Here is a 14,795-nt window from a genome sequence, read left to right on the forward strand (position 1 = left end):
GGAACTCACTGCGTCCATTAGATCAGCCCACGCTGCACGAGTACCTGGTGCGCCAGCAGCGCGTCTTCAGCCAGGAACACATCAGCCATCTCGGAAGTTCTTACGGACAACTCGGCGTGGTGGATGCATACCGTTGGTCCGACCAGCATTTTCGGGCAACTGACTCCGTTCAATAGTTTCGGCAACTGCGCAAGGTTCATGGCTTTGCTGGAATACAGCAGTACGCCACGGGCTTGCAGATGTTCGACCGCCAACGCCAATTCGGCGGCCGGCAGCGGCCAGTCAAACACTTGCACCGGACAATCAGCGCTACTGATCAGCCACGCGCACAGCCACAGATGAGGTTCCAGTGGCAGGTCGGAATGATTGATCAATAACAGCGGGGCGCCATGTAACTGACGATTGTTATGGTAGATGCGGGTGCCGAATTTGCTGCGTAACCACGAATAAAAGAACACCCGCTCCATTTGCGCGCCGAACTGGCCTTGCCAGCGCTGCTCCAGTTCTGCCAGCAGCGGCATCAGCAATTGCTCACACAACGTGCGTGGCGGGTAGAGCGCCATGGCCTGATTGACGCTGTCGTCGAGGCTGCGTTCATTGAGTTGGGTGACGGCGGCAAGCAGGGTTTGGCGCAAGCGTTGCCAGTCGTTTTCCACCGATTCGCTGAACGCCTGTGGTGCGTCGAGCAGCGGTTTGACTTGGCTGACTGCAACGCCACGGTTGAGCCAGGTGAGAATGGCCAGAATTTGCTGCACGTGTTCGGCGGAGTAGAGCCGGTGACCCTTTGGGGTGCGTTGCGGTACGACCAGCCCGTAGCGGCGTTCCCACGCACGCAGGGTGATCGCGTTGACGCCGGTCTGCCGGGCGACTTCGCGAATCGGCAGCCAGCCCTCGTCGAGGGCTTTTTTAAAATCCGCGCCAAGGTCTTCCCGGGCGCTGGTATCCATTTTGTCGTTCATTAGATTGCGTTTCGCAGGCTGAGGTTTTCCGGGTGCGGTTGCAGGTAAACCTGTTGCGCGATGTACGAATCCGGATGGAGGCGAAAGTGGTGCTTGAGCAGCGTCAACGGCACCACCAGCGGCACGATGCCCTGGCGGTACTGGCCGATGACGTGCTGCATTTCCTGTTTGTCTTCGGCGCTGATTACCTGTTTCAGATAACCGCTGATGTGCAGCAGCACGTTGCAGTGGGTGCCGCGCGTGGCGCATTTTTTCAACGCCGCCATCAGTTCGCTGAAGTAGCGCGGGCCGAGTTCGGCGGGATCGCTGTGCGCCATGTTGCCGAGCAGTTTGCCCAGTGTTTTGTATTGCAGCGGGTTATGCGCCATCAGCAAATATTTGTAGCGCGAATGAAATTCGGTGAGGGCGCGACGGCTCAGGCCATTGGCGAGGACTTGCTGCCATTCGCTGTAGGCGAACACGCGGGTGATGAAGTTCTCGCGCAGCACCGGATCGTTGAGGCGCCCGGCTTCTTCCACGGGCAGATCCGGATGCCGTGCGCAGAACGCTTGGGCATAGATTCCGCGCCCGCCGCCGTTCACCGGGGCGCCGTTGGCGTGGTAGACCTTGACCCGCTCCAGGCCGCAGGACGGTGATTGCTGCATGAAGATGTAGCCGCAGATGTCATCGAGTTCGGCGGCCATTTTCTCGCCGTATTCGGCCAGCGGCTGGGTAACGTTGATCGCCCGGTTCACCGTGCCGACCGCTTGTGGATGCTCGGCATCGCCAACGAGACGGATCGGTTCGCGCGGGATGCCCAGGCCGATCGCGACCTCCGGACACACCGGAACGAAATCGAAATGCTCGGTGAGGGTGCGGCTGCACAGGCGTGACTCCTTGTGGCCACCGTTGTAGCGCACCTCGGCACCCAGCAGGCAGGCGCTGATGGCGATTTTTGGTTTGGCTAGGCAAGGGTCAGACATGGGCACCTCGAATCTATACCTGTACAGAGGTTGATCTCTGTACAACTTTGCTCAGCATAGATTCATGGGTGTACAAGTCAAATTATTTGTATAACTTTTTCGGTTGATGCGATTTCTTGTAGGCCTTCGCCTGCTCGCGATGGCGCCGTCTCAGGCAACATCGATGTTACTGACAAACCGCTATCGCGAGCAGGCTCACTCCTACAGGGGGTTTTATTGCCAACCCAATAACCAGTGATCGTTGTTCTTGAGGACTTGCCAATCGAGGCGCTCAGCACGCTTGGTCAACACCGCCTGCAACTCGACTTCCAGCACCGTGCCTTCCTCATCACGGAACAGTTCGGTCACCAGAAAGTGTTTTTCACGGTTTTGCGGGTGGGCTGCTGTCCATTTCGACAGCAGCAATTTTTGCGGATTGATGCGGTTCATTGCAGGTGTTCGTGCAAGCGTCGCGCAGCTTCCTGGCCACTGAGCCAAGCGCCTTCGACGCGCCCGGACAGGCACCAGTCGCCGCAGGCGTACAGGCCCAGATCGGCATCGGCCAGCGTGCCCCATTCGTGGCCCGTCGCGGGTCGCGCATAGAGCCAGCGGTGGGCGAGGCTGAAGCTCGGCGCGGGCATGGCGCTGTGCAGCAGTTCGGCAAAAGCACCATGCAGTTGTTCGATCACCGCTTCCTTGGACAGGTCTATGTGTTGCCGGCTCCACGCGCTGGTGGCGTGCAGCACCCATGTGTCGAGAGTATTGTCGCGCCCCGGTTTGCTACGGTTGCGCGCCAGCCAGTCGAGCGGGCTGTCCTGCACAAAGCAACCTTCGATGGGCGTGTCCAGCGGCGTGTCGAAGGCGAGGGCGACGGCCCAGGTCGGGTCCATTTTCACCCCGGCGGCGGCACCGGCCAGCTTCGGCGCAGCGGCCAGTAATGCCGTCGCTTGCGGCGCTGGCGTGGCAATCACCACGTGGCTGAACGGCCCGTGGGTGAAGCCTTCGGCGTCTTGCAAATGCCAGTGTTCTTCACCGCGAAAAACCTCGGTAATCCGGCAGGCGAAATGCACTTCCAGACCGTCGAGCAAACCACGGGTGATGGCGCTCATGCGCGGCGCGCCGACCCAACGGGTCTGCTCGTCCGGCGACAGGTTCAGTTGCCCGCCCTGGTAGGTGTAGAGCTGCGGCGTCCACTCGGCGACCCAGCCCTGGCTTTGCCAACGCTGCACTTCGGTGACGAAGCGCCGGTCGCGGGCAGTGAAATATTGCGCGCCCATGTCCAGCGAGCCGGCGTCGCTGCGCTTGCTCGACATGCGCCCGCCGCTGCCGCGACTCTTGTCGAATAACTGGACGGTGTGCCCGCTCTCTGTCAGAGCCTGGGCGGCGGAGAGTCCGGCGATGCCGGTGCCGATGATTGCGATAGGTACAGTCATAGGGGCCTCGTTTACCTTTCTGTACAGACTACGCCGTGGATGAAACCTGTACAATTTTGTTTTTTGGTATAACTTCTAGCATTCTCGTTCTGACAGCTTGGCCTATGGTTAAACAATAGAGCCTGCCCGATAGAAAAGATCCCTGCTTATAAAAATAGACTAGTGATCCGGGTTAAACGCCACGCGAGGAAGATGTCATGCACATATTGCTGACCGGCGGTACTGGTTTGATCGGACGTCAGCTCTGCCGACACTGGTCAGGGCAGGGCCATCGCCTGACGGTCTGGAGCCGTAAACCGGAGAAGGTCGCGAAGATCTGCGGTGCGCAGGTGCGTGGCATCGAGCGTCTGGAAGATCTCGGCGAGGAGCCTGTCGACGCGATCATCAATCTGGCCGGCGCGCCAATTGCCGATCGGCCGTGGACCCATCGCCGCAAGGCGTTGTTGTGGAGCAGCCGCATCAAGCTCACCGAAACGCTGTTGGCGTGGCTCGAAACCCGCGCGCAGAAACCGGCATTGTTGATTTCCGGTTCGGCGATCGGCTGGTACGGCGATGGCGGTGAGCGCGAACTGACCGAAGATTCGCCGCCGGTGATCGACGACTTCGCCAGTCAGTTGTGCATCGCCTGGGAGGAAACCGCACTGCGCGCCGAAGCGCAGGGCATTCGTGTAGTGCTGGTGCGCACCGGGCTGGTGCTGTCGGCCGAGGGCGGCTTTTTGTCGCGCTTGCTGTTGCCGTTCAAACTCGGGCTGGGCGGGCCTTTGGGTAGTGGTCGGCAGTGGATGCCGTGGATTCATATCAACGATCAAATCGCCCTGATTGATTTTCTTCTACACCGGGATCAGGCCAGTGGTCCTTATAATGCGTGCGCGCCTCAACCTGTGCGCAATCGCGAATTTGCCAAGACGCTGGGCAGCGTGTTGCACCGCCCGGCGTTCATGCCGATGCCGACCCTGGCGCTGAAGGTCGGCCTCGGCGAGATGTCTTTGTTGTTGCTCGGCGGCCAGAAGGCTATGCCGGCACGCTTGCTGGAAGCGGGTTTCACTTTCCAGTTCACGGATTTACGCGCGGCCCTGGACGATCTCTCCAGCCGCCTCTGAAATAGGACGTTGCATGACCGATCACGCCTTGCTTCTGGTCAACCTGGGTTCCCCGGCCTCAACCTCAGTGGCCGATGTGCGCAGCTACCTCAATCAATTCCTGATGGACCCGTACGTGATCGACCTGCCATGGCCGGTGCGGCGTCTGTTGGTGTCGCTGATCCTGATCAAACGCCCGGAGCAATCGGCCCACGCCTATGCGTCGATCTGGTGGGACGAGGGTTCGCCGCTGGTGGTGCTCAGCCGTCGCCTGCAACAGCAGATGACTACGCAATGGACCCACGGCCCGGTAGAACTGGCCATGCGTTACGGCGAGCCGTCGATTGAAACCTGTTTGCTCAAGCTAGTCGCGGCGGGGCACAAGCGCATCACGCTGGCGCCGCTCTATCCACAGTTCGCCGACAGCACCACGACCACGGTGATCGAAGAAGCGAAACGGGTGATCCGCCAGAATAAGCTCGACGTGCAATTGTCGGTGCTGCAGCCGTTCTATGATCAGCCGGAATACCTCGATGCGCTGGTTGAAAGCGCCAGGCCGCACCTGCAGCAGGATTACGATCACCTGCTGCTGAGCTTCCACGGTTTGCCCGAGCGGCATCTGACCAAACTCGATCCGACCGGCAATCATTGCTTCAAGAATGAAGACTGCTGCAAGAACGCCTCGCCTGCGGTATTGGCGACCTGTTATCGCGCGCAATGCCTGCGCACAGCGGCTCTGTTTGCTGAGCGCATGGGGTTGCCGGATGGCAAATGGTCGGTGTCGTTTCAGTCGCGTCTGGGCCGGGCCAAGTGGATCGAGCCGTACACCGAAGCGTGGCTGGATGAACTGGCGAAAAGCGGCGTGAAGAAGATTCTGGTGATGTGCCCGGCGTTTGTTGCCGACTGCATTGAGACGCTGGAGGAGATTGGTGATCGCGGCAAGGAACAGTTCCGCGAAGCGGGGGGCGAGGAGTTGGTGCTGGTGCCGTGCCTGAACGACGACCGGCAATGGGCGAAGGCCTTGGCGACCCTCTGCGAACGAGCACCGCTGGCGCTCTAAAAGCAAATCGCGAGCAGGCTCACTCCTACAGGTATTGCGTTGACCTTGTAGGAGTGAGCCTGCTCGCGATAGCTATCTGTCAGGCAATAAAAATCTTCAGGCCTTAGATCAGCGGCTCATCCGCCTTCTTGTTCTTCCAGCCATCATTGCCCGGCAGAATCAGGTTCAGCGCAATCGCCACCACCGCGCACAGCGCGATGCCTTTGAGGCCGAAGTCGTCAGGACCAGTCCCGGTGCCGACCAGCACACCGCCAATCCCGAACACCAACGTCACCGACACGATCACCAGATTGCGTGCTTCGCCCAGATCGATCTTGTGCCGGATCAGGGTGTTCATGCCCACCGCCGCGATTGAACCGAACAGCAGGCACAGAATCCCGCCCATCACCGGTACCGGAATGCTCTGCAGCAGCGCGCCGAACTTGCCGATGAACGCCAGGCTGATGGCGAAGATCGCCGCCCAGGTCATGATTTTCGGATTGTAGTTCTTGGTCAGCATCACTGCGCCCGTCACTTCGGCGTAGGTGGTGTTTGGCGGACCGCCGAACAGACCGGCGGCGGTGGTGGCAATGCCGTCACCGAGCAGGGTGCGATGCAGGCCCGGCTTCTTCAGATAGTCGCGACCGGTCACGCTTCCGACGGCAATCACGCCACCGATGTGCTCAATCGCCGGCGCCAAGGCAACCGGCACGATGAACAGAATCGCCTGCCAGTTGAACTCCGGCGCGGTGAAATGCGGAATCGCAAACCATGGCGCAGCGGCAATCTTCGCCGTGTCGACCACGCCGAAGTAGAATGCCATGGCAAAACCGACCAGCACGCCAGAGATGATCGGCACCAGACGGAAGATGCCTTTACCGAACACCGCCACGATCAACGTGGTCAGCAATGCCGGCATCGAGATCAGCATTGCGGTCTGGTAATGGATCAGTTCAGAACCGTCGCCCGCCTTGCCCATCGCCATGTTCGCGGCAATCGGCGCCATGGCCAGGCCGATGGAAATAATCACCGGACCAATCACCACCGGCGGCAGCAAACGGTCGATGAAGCCCGTGCCTTTGATCTTCACGGCAAGGCCGAGGAAGGTGTAGACGAAACCGGCCGCCATCACCCCGCCCATGGTCGCGGCAAGGCCGAACTGGCCCTTGGCGAGAATGATCGGGGTGATGAAAGCGAAGCTCGACGCCAGAAACACCGGCACCTGACGCCCGGTGACGATCTGGAACAGGATCGTCCCCAGACCCGCGGTAAACAGTGCCACGTTCGGGTCCAGGCCCGTGATCAGCGGCATCAGCACCAGGGCGCCGAAAGCCACGAACAGCATCTGGGCGCCGGACAGCACCGTGCGCCAGAGCGGATCGTTGAACTCTTGCTGCATGGTTACGCGTCCTTCTGCTTGGTGCCGAAGATCTTGTCACCGGCGTCGCCAAGCCCTGGGATGATGTAACCGTGCTCGTTCAAGCGCTCATCGATGGACGCGGTGTAGATGGTCACGTCCGGGTGAGCCTTTTCTACTGCAGCAATGCCTTCCGGCGCGGCAACCAGCACCATGGCGCGGATGTCTTTGCAGCCGGCTTTCTTCAACAGATCAATGGTCGCAACCATCGAGCTGCCAGTGGCGAGCATCGGGTCGATGATCATCGCCAACCGTTCGTCGATTTCCGGGACCAGTTTTTCCAGATAGGTGTGCGCTTGCAGGGTTTCTTCGTTACGGGCAACGCCCACAGCGGAGACTTTCGCACCCGGGATCAGGCTCAGCACGCCTTCAAGCATGCCGATGCCGGCGCGCAGGATCGGCACGACGGTGATCTTCTTGCCGGCGATCTTCTCGACCGATACGGTGCCGCACCAGCCTGCAATATCGTAGGACTCCAGCGGCAAATCTTTTGTAGCTTCATAGGTCAACAGGGCGCCGACTTCCTGAGCGAGCTCACGGAAGTTCTTGGTGCTGATATCGGCGCGGCGCATCAGGCCGAGTTTATGACGGATCAGCGGATGGCGGATCTCGAGGATGGGCATGGAAAAACTCCGGCGGCGGGCAAAAAAACCGGCCTAGATTAATCTATCCGAGGGTGATGTCCTATAGGACATTCTGTACGTTAGTCCATAAAGGCTTGATTCGGCCCCGCGAGATGCGTACCTTTGCCCGCTTTTCGCAGCCATACCCCCCCACATTCCCCCCTGGAGAGCGCCATGTCCGCTGATCTCGAGCATATCCGTCAAATCATGCGAGAGGCTGACTGCCTGTACACCGAAGCTGAAGTCGAGGCGGCCATCGCCCGTGTCGGTGCACAAATCAACGAACAACTGGCTGACAGCAACCCGGTGGTGTTCTGCGTGATGAACGGCGGCCTGATCTTCTCCGGCAAGCTGCTGACGCATCTGCACTTCCCGCTGGAAGCGTCCTACCTGCACGCGACCCGTTATCGCAACGAAACCAGCGGCGGCGACCTGTTCTGGAAAGCCAAGCCGGAAGTCTCGTTCATCGACCGCGACGTGCTGATCATCGACGACATCCTCGACGAAGGTCACACCCTGGGCGCGATCATCGACTTCTGCAAACACGCCGGCGCGCGCAAAGTGCACACCGCTGTGCTGATCGACAAGGATCACGACCGCAAGGCGCGTCCTGACCTGAAAGCCGATTTCGTCGGCCTGCCGTGCATCGACCGTTACATCTTCGGTTACGGCATGGATTACAAAGGCTACTGGCGCAACGCCAACGGGATCTTTGCCGTTAAAGGCATGTAAGACCCTGCACCATCCCCTGTAGGAGTGAGCCTGCTCGCGATAGCGTCGTATCAGCCAACATCAACGTTGCTGACAGACCGCAATCGCGAGCAGGCTCACTCCTACATTTGTTTGCGTGATACCCATGCTAGAGTGCTCGGCCCGTCCCCGGAGCCAGCCATGAGCCTCTTGATCCGCAGCTTTGCCGCCTTGTTGCTGGCCCTCAGCCTGCCACTGTCCGCCGCGCCGATGCACAGCCAATTCCTGCCGCCGGACGATCTGACCGTACGCGATGCCGAACCCGAGCAGCAGCAACTCATGCAGGTCACCGACTATTCCGTAGTGATCGGCGCGCAACGCCAGTCCAATCAGCAGCCGATTCCGGTTACGTCGCCATTGATGATCCGCCTCAAAGGCAAATCCCTGAACAAGGGCGCGACGATCACCCAGGTGCTGGTCAATTTCGACGGCGAAAGCAAAAGCCTGAAAAAGCCGATCTACGACGACAAGAGCAAAACCCTGACACTGTTTTATCCACAGGCTCAATACCGCGTGATCATCGATCTGCTGCGCAATGACACCGTGTATGTGCAATTCCTCAGTTACGCCAACGGCCATATCTGGGCCGATTTGCACACCGGCGCTGTGCGATCGCGTTGAGCCGGGCGGCCGGGCAGGGGTAAACTGCCCGCCCCGTGTAATGTCTGCGAGCTGGAGTCGGCAATGCGTAAAGATAAGAAACAAGTGATTGGTGACGAGATCGGCGATGAGCAGATCAAGCTGTTCCTCGATTTTGAGCCGGTCGACGCCACTTCGCCGTCGCTGCACAAACTGATCAAGGCCTACCGTGGCCTGCGTATCGATGACTTCGAGCGTTTTCTGGGCTTCTTCGTCGCTGCCGGTTATGACGTTGATGGCAAAGACGAGCAGGGCAAGACCTTCGTTGAGCTGATCGCCGATCAGCGCAACGCCCCGGAATACATCGAGCTGATCGAAAAGTCCCGCACCTGAGGCTTTTCCCAGTCATAAAAAAACGCCCCGTACTCACTGAGTACGGGGCGTTTTTTATGCGGCGTGATCAAGCGTAGCTTGGGGTCTCGCTGCTTTCTTCAACCAGCTCCAGCGCGATGTTGTTCTGCGTGTTGATCTTGCGATACAGCGCAGCATCGGTTTCCAGGACCTTTTCACGGGCCGGGAAGATCTCGGCCAGTTTGCCAGCCCACTCACCCTTGGCCTTGGCTGGGAAGCACTTCTCGATCAGTTCGAGCATGATCGAAACGGTCACCGACGCGCCTGGCGAAGCACCGAGCAGGGCGGCGAGGGAACCATCCTTGGCCGAGACCAGTTCGGTACCGAACTGCAGGATGCCGCCCTTTTTCGGGTCTTTCTTGATGATCTGCACCCGTTGGCCGGCCACTTCCAGGCGCCAGTCTTCGGCTTTCGCCTCAGGGTAGAAACGGCGCAGGGAATCCAGACGCTGTTCCATCGATTGCATCACTTCGCTGACCAGGTACTTGGTCAGGTCCATGTTGTTTTTCGCCACGGCCAGCATCGGCCCGATGTTGCCGGCGCGAACCGACAGCGGCAGGTCCATGAAGGAACCGTGCTTGAGGAACTTGGTGGTGAAACCGGCGTATGGCCCGAACAGCAGGGATTTCTTGCCGTCGACCACGCGGGTGTCGAGGTGCGGCACCGACATCGGTGGCGAACCTACGGCAGCCTGGCTATAAACCTTGGCTTGGTGCTGTTTGACCACTTCCGGGTTGTCGCAACGCAGCCACTGGCCGCTGATCGGGAAGCCGCCGAAGCCTTTGCTTTCTTCGATGCCCGAGGCCTGCAGCAACGGCAGCGCCGCGCCGCCAGCACCGAGGAAAACGAACTTGGCGTCGACTTCACGGCTGCTGCCGCTGTTGACGTCCTTGATGCTGACGGTCCAACCGCTGCCGTTACGCTTGAGGCCGGTGACGCGCTTGCAGTATTTGACTTGCGTGTCCGGCGCGCTGGTCAGGTGCTTGAGCAACTGATTGGTCAGGGCGCCGAAGTTGACGTCGGTGCCGTTCATCACGCGGGTCGCGGCGAGGACTTCGTCCGGCGAGCGGCCCGGCATCATCAGCGGCATCCACTCGGCCATCTTGGCCTTGTCTTCGGTGTACTCCATGTCGGAGAAGGCGTGATGCTTGTGCAGGACGTCGAAACGTTCCTTGAGGAAGGAAACGCCTTTGTCGCCCTGGACGAAACTCAGGTGCGGCACCGGGCTGATGAAGGATTTGCATGAGCCGAAGGTGCCTTTCTTGGTCAGGTACGACCAGAACTGCTTCGACACCTCGAACTGGGTGTTGATGTGCACGGCTTTCTTGATGTCGACGGTGCCATCGGCGGCTTGCGGCGTGTAGTTCAGCTCGCAAAGGCCAGCGTGACCGGTGCCGGCGTTGTTCCAAGGGTTGGAACTCTCGGCAGCACCGGAATCCATCAGCTCGACGACTTCCAGCTTGATCGCGGGGTCGAGCTCTTTGAGCAGCACGGCCAGGGTGGCACTCATGATGCCCGCCCCAACCAGAACTACGTCGACTGCTTCGTTATGCGCCATTTAACGCGTCTCCAAAATCTGCAGCACCAAATTGTCGGCATGGCTGCCAGGCGTTCCGGGACAGATCAGTTATGCCCCAGCTATCCGTGGTCAGGTTCGCCATGTCCGAATCTTCGCAATTTTTCGCAACTTCGACGGATGTATGCGGCTTGGCTTTCAAGAGCTCCATGAACTCATTTCAGCACGCAGCTGGCAATTCGACTTATGGTCGAGACATCCGTTTTTGTGCAACCAAATCCGTAGCGGACAGGCTTCAGGCTCCGATATTCGAGGTATACCCGGTCCTGTGTCGTTGGGCTGTTTCAGACGCTAATGGTGCATGTTCAGACGCAAAACTTTTCATTTGCTCGCCACACTCTTGTGAAGTTGTGAAAACCCGTTTTTTTCACGCTCTTTTGAAGACGTGAACCTCAAAAAAGGGCTGTCCAGGCCTGGCACCTTGCCCGAGGGCAAAAACAACGCGGTGGCCGAGCGTCATGACAGCTCTGCAGATTCGCGAAAAGCGGGGTTTTTGCCGGAAGAACAGGCAAGCGCGCCAACTTCACTCGATCTGTGTGGGCGGCTCTCTGTGGGCGATTTTGATGTCAGATGCATGCGCATTGACGCTGTTGCGGGGCCCGATCAGGAGACGTCCTTATAATCGGGGGGAGATTGTATCGAAGAAATGCGGGCAGTTGCTCGTGTTTAATGACTTTTATTAGGCATCCGGTCAGATGCTCAACATCGCTTGCACCCGTGCACGGGGCTGCGACGCTATGACGCGGGCGCTGGCGGGCAGTGGCTGGTGCAACCAGTGGAGGCGGATTTCTTCGATTTCCACCCAGCCGTCGCCCATCGGTTGCAGGCTGCACTGCTTGAATGCCTGGCAATGGCCATTGCGATCGAGCAGGGCGAAGCTGCGGTGCAGCGGGCGCGGTGCGAACAACGAGATCAGATAACGCATGGTTGAGTACCTTGTGGGGGACTGATTGCAAGGTTGCCAAGGCGCCGTGACGTGAACGTGTATGGCGGGTGAATAATCTGTGACAGGAACCGCTTTCCCAAGGGTTTGTCAGACATTTCATTATTCACTGTCGGGCGCTGGTTACCCGCAGTGGCCCACCGCTATACTGCCGGCCTGTTTGTGCCTGATTCTGGAGAGAAGAGCATGTTGCAACGCCTGTTGTTCGGTTTGATCACTGTGGCCGGTTTGACCCTGGCCGGCTGCGCCCACAGCCCGCAACAACTGAACCCGGAGCCGAAGCTGACCACCCAGCTGCCAGCGGTCGGCCGTGGCCAGCCCGTTGTCGTGCGTGTGGTTGACGGTCGTCCGTCGCCAACCCTCGGTACCCGTGGCGGCCTGTACCCGGAAACCAGCGCCATCACCGTGCAGCGCGAGCAGATCCTGCCCAAGCTGCAGGCTCAGGCTGAAGCCGCCGTGCGTCTGCTCGGGTTCACCCCGACCAATAACGCACCGAATGCTCCGCAGTTGACCGTGACCCTGGCCGAGCTGAAGTATCAGTCGCCGAAAGAAGGCATGTACGTGACCGAAGCGACCATCGGCGCAACCTTCCGCTCCGACGTGCAGAACGCCAACCGCCGTTACAGCGGTCGTTACGGTGCTTCGCTGGACCAGCGCTTCGGCATGGCGCCGAATCAGGAAACCAACACCAAACTGGTCAGCGATGTGTTGAGCGATGCGTTGACGCGTCTGTTCAAGGACCCGACTGTGGGTCAGGTTTTGGCTGAGTAAGTTTTCGGCGGATGTGAAAAAGCCCGGGGCCAGTGATGGTTTCGGGCTTTTTTGTGGGTGTCAGGGTTGGAATTTGTGTCGTATGGGAGATCGATCCCCCTCACCCCAGCCCTCTCCCCCAGGGGGGCGAGGGGGAAAGGGAGCCGATCGGGGGCTTTTCAGAATCTGAGTTCGGCTGGATATTTCAGGTCGATGTACCTCGACCAAACACCTCGGTCAGTCCCCTCTCCCTCTGGGAGAGGGCTAGGGTGAGGGGGCTTTTGCTTTCAGGCAGCCTGAGAGTAAAAGTCGAGCACGCTCACGCCCGTCAGCAAATCCGTCTCAGGCAAATCCGCATGCTGATGCCCACCTAGCGCGCAATACACCAGCCAATGGCGATCCTGAACATTGAAGGCAAGACTACCGACGAGGCTCTGTTGTTCTTCATAAGGCGTGATGAGGTACAGACGATCCTGGTTTTCAGCGTGAAGCATTTCGCGTTCCATGTGTGTTTCGAGGCGCGCAGGGTGGCCTATCCACATGACGAAGCCGTGACACAGGACAGCCATCGGTCGATTGTCAGGTAATTTGTCGCAAAGGCTGGGGCAGGGAAGCAAGGTTTCGGTAGAATTCGCGCCGCGGTCGTCGATCTGGCGTCTGCCATACCGGTTCAGATAGAGGTCTGTGATGTCGCTGCACTTGATGACGCTGTTTACCGCCCATCCCGCCAAGTTGATCAACCTGCTGGCGTTGCTGTTGGCGTTTCCCGGCAGTTGGCTGCTGCACGCCACCCGCCGCCGTGAACAGCGCGCGATGGCCAGCATTGCCGCCCAGCGTCAGGCGCAGCCGAATGCCGAGCCGATCCTGGATTGGGCGACCTTGCGCATGAACCGGTTTTTCTATCGCTTCGGTTTTGCTTGCCTCGCTCTGGCCCTGGTCGTTTCCTGGATCAGCACGCGCTTCTAAAAGCTTCAGGCATAAAAAACGGCGCCCGAAGGCGCCGTTTTTGCGTCAGGTGGAAACCGCTTACAACGGCAACCCAGCCTTGACCCGGTACTGATTGCGCACCGGCGTCGCATATTGCAACACCAGATACGGACGGTGCTCTGCAGGGCACGCATCCAGCCGGCTCTGCCATTCTTCCTGCGCCTTGGCCAGTTCATCCGCCGGGAATACCTCGGCAGCTTTCGGCACATTCAACTGCGGATCAGCATCGGCCCACTGCGCATACGCCAGGTAATGCACCGGGAATAACCGGTAGCCGCCGAGAATCTGCTTGTCCATTTCGACCGCCAATTGCTTGGTGTCTTCGAACAGCTCGGTGATTGGCGCGGCAAAGTTCACATGCACGCGGCCCTTGTAGCCGGTGATGCCCTTGGCGATGCTCACGTCATCCTCACCCGGCGCTTTCGCGTAGGTGCCGGTGGTGGCGCGGATGAACAGCTCGCGGGCCTTGGCCTGGTCGCACGGGTCGTATTCGTAGCTGATCGACACCGGGGTGACGTTCAACGAGCGAATGACTTCGCCGAACGGCTCGTCCTTGCGGCTCATGTGGAACATCTTGAGTATCGCCGACTCGGTACGGTCGTCGCCGTCCTTCGCCCGACCTTCAGCCTGAGCGATCCAGATCGAGGCGCAATCGTTGCGGATCGAATGGTTGATGTACGCCGACAACAGTTGATACGCGGCCATTTTCTCGCGACGGCCGGTGATCGAACGGTGGACGATGAAGCTCTTGTTCAGACGCATCAGATCGCTGACAAACGGCTTTTGCAGCAGGTTGTCGCCAATTGCGATGCGCGGCGTCGGCAGGCCGGCGTGGTACACGGCATAGTTGACGAAGGCCGGGTCCATCACGATGTCGCGGTGGTTGGCGATGAACAGATAGGCGCTGCCGGACTTGAATTGCTCGACACCGGTGTAGGTCACGCCGTCGGTGGCGCGCTCGATGGTGTGGTCGACGTAGGACTCGACCTTGTCCTGCAAAGTCGCCACTGAGGTCACGTCGGCGAACTCACGACGCAGCCGATGGGCTATAAGTGGTTTGAGCATCCAGCCGAAAGCACCGGCAAAACGCGGGAAGCGGAAGTGGGTGAGGATATCTAGAAACGCCTTGTCGCCGAGCAGTCTTGCCAGTACCACAGGTACTTCGCTGTCGTCGTAAGGTCGGATGGCATCGAATTCGCCCATCATGCTCTCTTGTTGGAAACGGCTAGGGTAAGTAAAGGTTTTGATCGAAAACCCGCGGGGCACGGTCTGAAAAAGTAGCCAGACAAAAATAGCCCTGCAAATAGA

The 14,795-nt window shown here is 59.4% G+C and carries 17 protein-coding genes; 7 read left to right on the forward strand and 10 right to left on the reverse strand.

Features of this window, described 5'->3' with window-relative positions; all coding sequences use genetic code 11:
• Nucleotides 1-17: 17 nt before the first annotated feature.
• From KBP52_RS23465 to KBP52_RS23480, 4 genes are all read right to left on the reverse strand, one after another.
• Nucleotides 18-959, reverse strand: coding sequence for a MerR family transcriptional regulator (locus KBP52_RS23465; protein ID WP_212621062.1), 942 nt, complete (start codon nt 957-959; stop codon nt 18-20).
• A complete protein-coding gene (locus KBP52_RS23470; protein WP_212621063.1) occupies nt 959-1,921 on the reverse strand; it encodes a DUF523 and DUF1722 domain-containing protein in 963 nt (320 codons plus the stop codon). Before KBP52_RS23470 ends, KBP52_RS23465 begins: the two co-directional genes overlap by 1 nt.
• A gap of 213 nt (nt 1,922-2,134) precedes the next feature.
• Entirely contained in the window at nt 2,135-2,350 is a 216-nt protein-coding gene (locus KBP52_RS23475) for a TIGR02450 family Trp-rich protein (protein WP_116031496.1), read from the reverse strand.
• Complete coding sequence (locus KBP52_RS23480) at nt 2,347-3,333, reverse strand: FAD-dependent oxidoreductase (RefSeq protein ID WP_212621064.1); 987 nt, start codon at nt 3,331-3,333, stop codon at nt 2,347-2,349. The genes KBP52_RS23475 and KBP52_RS23480 overlap by 4 nt, the downstream gene beginning before the upstream one ends.
• Before the next feature lie 197 nt (nt 3,334-3,530).
• Here KBP52_RS23480 and KBP52_RS23485 point away from each other — a divergent pair, with 197 nt between their 5' ends.
• Together KBP52_RS23485 and hemH are read left to right on the forward strand one after the other, a co-directional pair.
• Nucleotides 3,531-4,433 carry a TIGR01777 family oxidoreductase gene (locus tag KBP52_RS23485; protein WP_212621065.1) on the forward strand — a complete coding sequence of 301 codons (903 nt, stop codon included), beginning with the start codon at nt 3,531-3,533 and terminating at the stop codon, nt 4,431-4,433.
• Nucleotides 4,434-4,446: 13 nt separating this feature from the next.
• Nucleotides 4,447-5,472 carry a ferrochelatase gene (gene hemH, locus KBP52_RS23490; protein ID WP_212621066.1) on the forward strand — a complete coding sequence of 342 codons (1,026 nt, stop codon included), beginning with the start codon at nt 4,447-4,449 and terminating at the stop codon, nt 5,470-5,472.
• A gap of 103 nt (nt 5,473-5,575) precedes the next feature.
• Here hemH and KBP52_RS23495 read toward each other — a convergent pair whose 3' ends face one another.
• Nucleotides 5,576-6,850, reverse strand: a complete 1,275-nt coding sequence (locus KBP52_RS23495) for a uracil-xanthine permease family protein (RefSeq protein ID WP_077574503.1) — start codon at nt 6,848-6,850, stop codon at nt 5,576-5,578.
• Nucleotides 6,851-6,852: 2 nt separating this feature from the next.
• Nucleotides 6,853-7,491: a uracil phosphoribosyltransferase gene (gene upp / locus KBP52_RS23500; protein ID WP_007912842.1), complete on the reverse strand. Its 639-nt coding sequence runs from the start codon at nt 7,489-7,491 to the stop codon at nt 6,853-6,855.
• Between the two features lie 174 nt (nt 7,492-7,665).
• Here upp and KBP52_RS23505 point away from each other — a divergent pair, with 174 nt between their 5' ends.
• The 3 genes from KBP52_RS23505 (at nt 7,666) to KBP52_RS23515 (ending at nt 9,213) form a co-directional block, all read left to right on the forward strand.
• Entirely contained in the window at nt 7,666-8,223 is a 558-nt protein-coding gene (locus tag KBP52_RS23505; protein WP_064387625.1) for a hypoxanthine-guanine phosphoribosyltransferase, read from the forward strand.
• 159 nt (nt 8,224-8,382) lie between these two features.
• The gene (locus KBP52_RS23510) at nt 8,383-8,862 is read left to right on the forward strand and encodes a hypothetical protein (RefSeq protein WP_212621067.1); all 480 of its coding nucleotides are present in this window, start codon (nt 8,383-8,385) and stop codon (nt 8,860-8,862) included.
• 63 nt (nt 8,863-8,925) lie between these two features.
• Nucleotides 8,926-9,213 (forward strand): PA4642 family protein, encoded by a 288-nt coding sequence (locus KBP52_RS23515; protein WP_093441345.1) that lies wholly within the window; start codon nt 8,926-8,928, stop codon nt 9,211-9,213.
• Nucleotides 9,214-9,280: 67 nt separating this feature from the next.
• On the opposite strand, the gene mqo is transcribed toward KBP52_RS23515, so the two are convergent.
• Nucleotides 9,281-10,789: a malate dehydrogenase (quinone) gene (gene mqo / locus KBP52_RS23520; protein WP_212621068.1), complete on the reverse strand. Its 1,509-nt coding sequence runs from the start codon at nt 10,787-10,789 to the stop codon at nt 9,281-9,283.
• Nucleotides 10,790-11,498: 709 nt separating this feature from the next.
• Entirely contained in the window at nt 11,499-11,732 is a 234-nt protein-coding gene (locus tag KBP52_RS23525; protein ID WP_116031505.1) for a hypothetical protein, read from the reverse strand.
• Nucleotides 11,733-11,936: 204 nt separating this feature from the next.
• Between KBP52_RS23525 and KBP52_RS23530 the strand changes: the two genes are divergently transcribed.
• Nucleotides 11,937-12,521: a YajG family lipoprotein gene (locus KBP52_RS23530; RefSeq protein ID WP_008086137.1), complete on the forward strand. Its 585-nt coding sequence runs from the start codon at nt 11,937-11,939 to the stop codon at nt 12,519-12,521.
• Nucleotides 12,522-12,787: 266 nt separating this feature from the next.
• Here KBP52_RS23530 and KBP52_RS23535 read toward each other — a convergent pair whose 3' ends face one another.
• On the reverse strand, nt 12,788-12,994 hold the full coding sequence (locus KBP52_RS23535; protein WP_108226064.1) for a hypothetical protein: 207 nt from the start codon (nt 12,992-12,994) through the stop codon (nt 12,788-12,790).
• A gap of 193 nt (nt 12,995-13,187) precedes the next feature.
• Here KBP52_RS23535 and KBP52_RS23540 point away from each other — a divergent pair, with 193 nt between their 5' ends.
• A complete protein-coding gene (locus tag KBP52_RS23540) occupies nt 13,188-13,466 on the forward strand; it encodes a hypothetical protein (protein WP_077574500.1) in 279 nt (92 codons plus the stop codon).
• A gap of 60 nt (nt 13,467-13,526) precedes the next feature.
• Here the strand turns inward: KBP52_RS23540 and KBP52_RS23545 are convergent, their stop codons facing one another.
• Nucleotides 13,527-14,690 (reverse strand): 1-acyl-sn-glycerol-3-phosphate acyltransferase, encoded by a 1,164-nt coding sequence (locus tag KBP52_RS23545; RefSeq protein ID WP_176091772.1) that lies wholly within the window; start codon nt 14,688-14,690, stop codon nt 13,527-13,529.
• Nucleotides 14,691-14,795 lie beyond the last annotated feature (105 nt).

This window comes from Pseudomonas sp. SCA2728.1_7 (assembly GCF_018138145.1).
GTDB lineage: Bacteria > Pseudomonadota > Gammaproteobacteria > Pseudomonadales > Pseudomonadaceae > Aquipseudomonas > Aquipseudomonas koreensis_A.

Bases quoted from the DNA above. Each gene is read 5' to 3' on its own strand.
- KBP52_RS23465 (WP_212621062.1), bottom strand. From the start codon at position 959: ATGAACGACAAAATGGATACCAGCGCCCGGGAAGACCTTGGCGCGGAT.
- KBP52_RS23470 (WP_212621063.1), bottom strand. From the start codon at position 1,921: ATGTCTGACCCTTGCCTAGCCAAACCAAAAATCGCCATCAGCGCCTGC.
- KBP52_RS23475 (WP_116031496.1), bottom strand. From the start codon at position 2,350: ATGAACCGCATCAATCCGCAAAAATTGCTGCTGTCGAAATGGACAGCA.
- KBP52_RS23480 (WP_212621064.1), bottom strand. From the start codon at position 3,333: ATGACTGTACCTATCGCAATCATCGGCACCGGCATCGCCGGACTCTCC.
- KBP52_RS23485 (WP_212621065.1), top strand. From the start codon at position 3,531: ATGCACATATTGCTGACCGGCGGTACTGGTTTGATCGGACGTCAGCTC.
- hemH (WP_212621066.1), top strand. From the start codon at position 4,447: ATGACCGATCACGCCTTGCTTCTGGTCAACCTGGGTTCCCCGGCCTCA.
- KBP52_RS23495 (WP_077574503.1), bottom strand. From the start codon at position 6,850: ATGCAGCAAGAGTTCAACGATCCGCTCTGGCGCACGGTGCTGTCCGGC.
- upp (WP_007912842.1), bottom strand. From the start codon at position 7,491: ATGCCCATCCTCGAGATCCGCCATCCGCTGATCCGTCATAAACTCGGC.
- KBP52_RS23505 (WP_064387625.1), top strand. From the start codon at position 7,666: ATGTCCGCTGATCTCGAGCATATCCGTCAAATCATGCGAGAGGCTGAC.
- KBP52_RS23510 (WP_212621067.1), top strand. From the start codon at position 8,383: ATGAGCCTCTTGATCCGCAGCTTTGCCGCCTTGTTGCTGGCCCTCAGC.
- KBP52_RS23515 (WP_093441345.1), top strand. From the start codon at position 8,926: ATGCGTAAAGATAAGAAACAAGTGATTGGTGACGAGATCGGCGATGAG.
- mqo (WP_212621068.1), bottom strand. From the start codon at position 10,789: ATGGCGCATAACGAAGCAGTCGACGTAGTTCTGGTTGGGGCGGGCATC.
- KBP52_RS23525 (WP_116031505.1), bottom strand. From the start codon at position 11,732: ATGCGTTATCTGATCTCGTTGTTCGCACCGCGCCCGCTGCACCGCAGC.
- KBP52_RS23530 (WP_008086137.1), top strand. From the start codon at position 11,937: ATGTTGCAACGCCTGTTGTTCGGTTTGATCACTGTGGCCGGTTTGACC.
- KBP52_RS23535 (WP_108226064.1), bottom strand. From the start codon at position 12,994: ATGCTTCACGCTGAAAACCAGGATCGTCTGTACCTCATCACGCCTTAT.
- KBP52_RS23540 (WP_077574500.1), top strand. From the start codon at position 13,188: ATGTCGCTGCACTTGATGACGCTGTTTACCGCCCATCCCGCCAAGTTG.
- KBP52_RS23545 (WP_176091772.1), bottom strand. From the start codon at position 14,690: ATGGGCGAATTCGATGCCATCCGACCTTACGACGACAGCGAAGTACCT.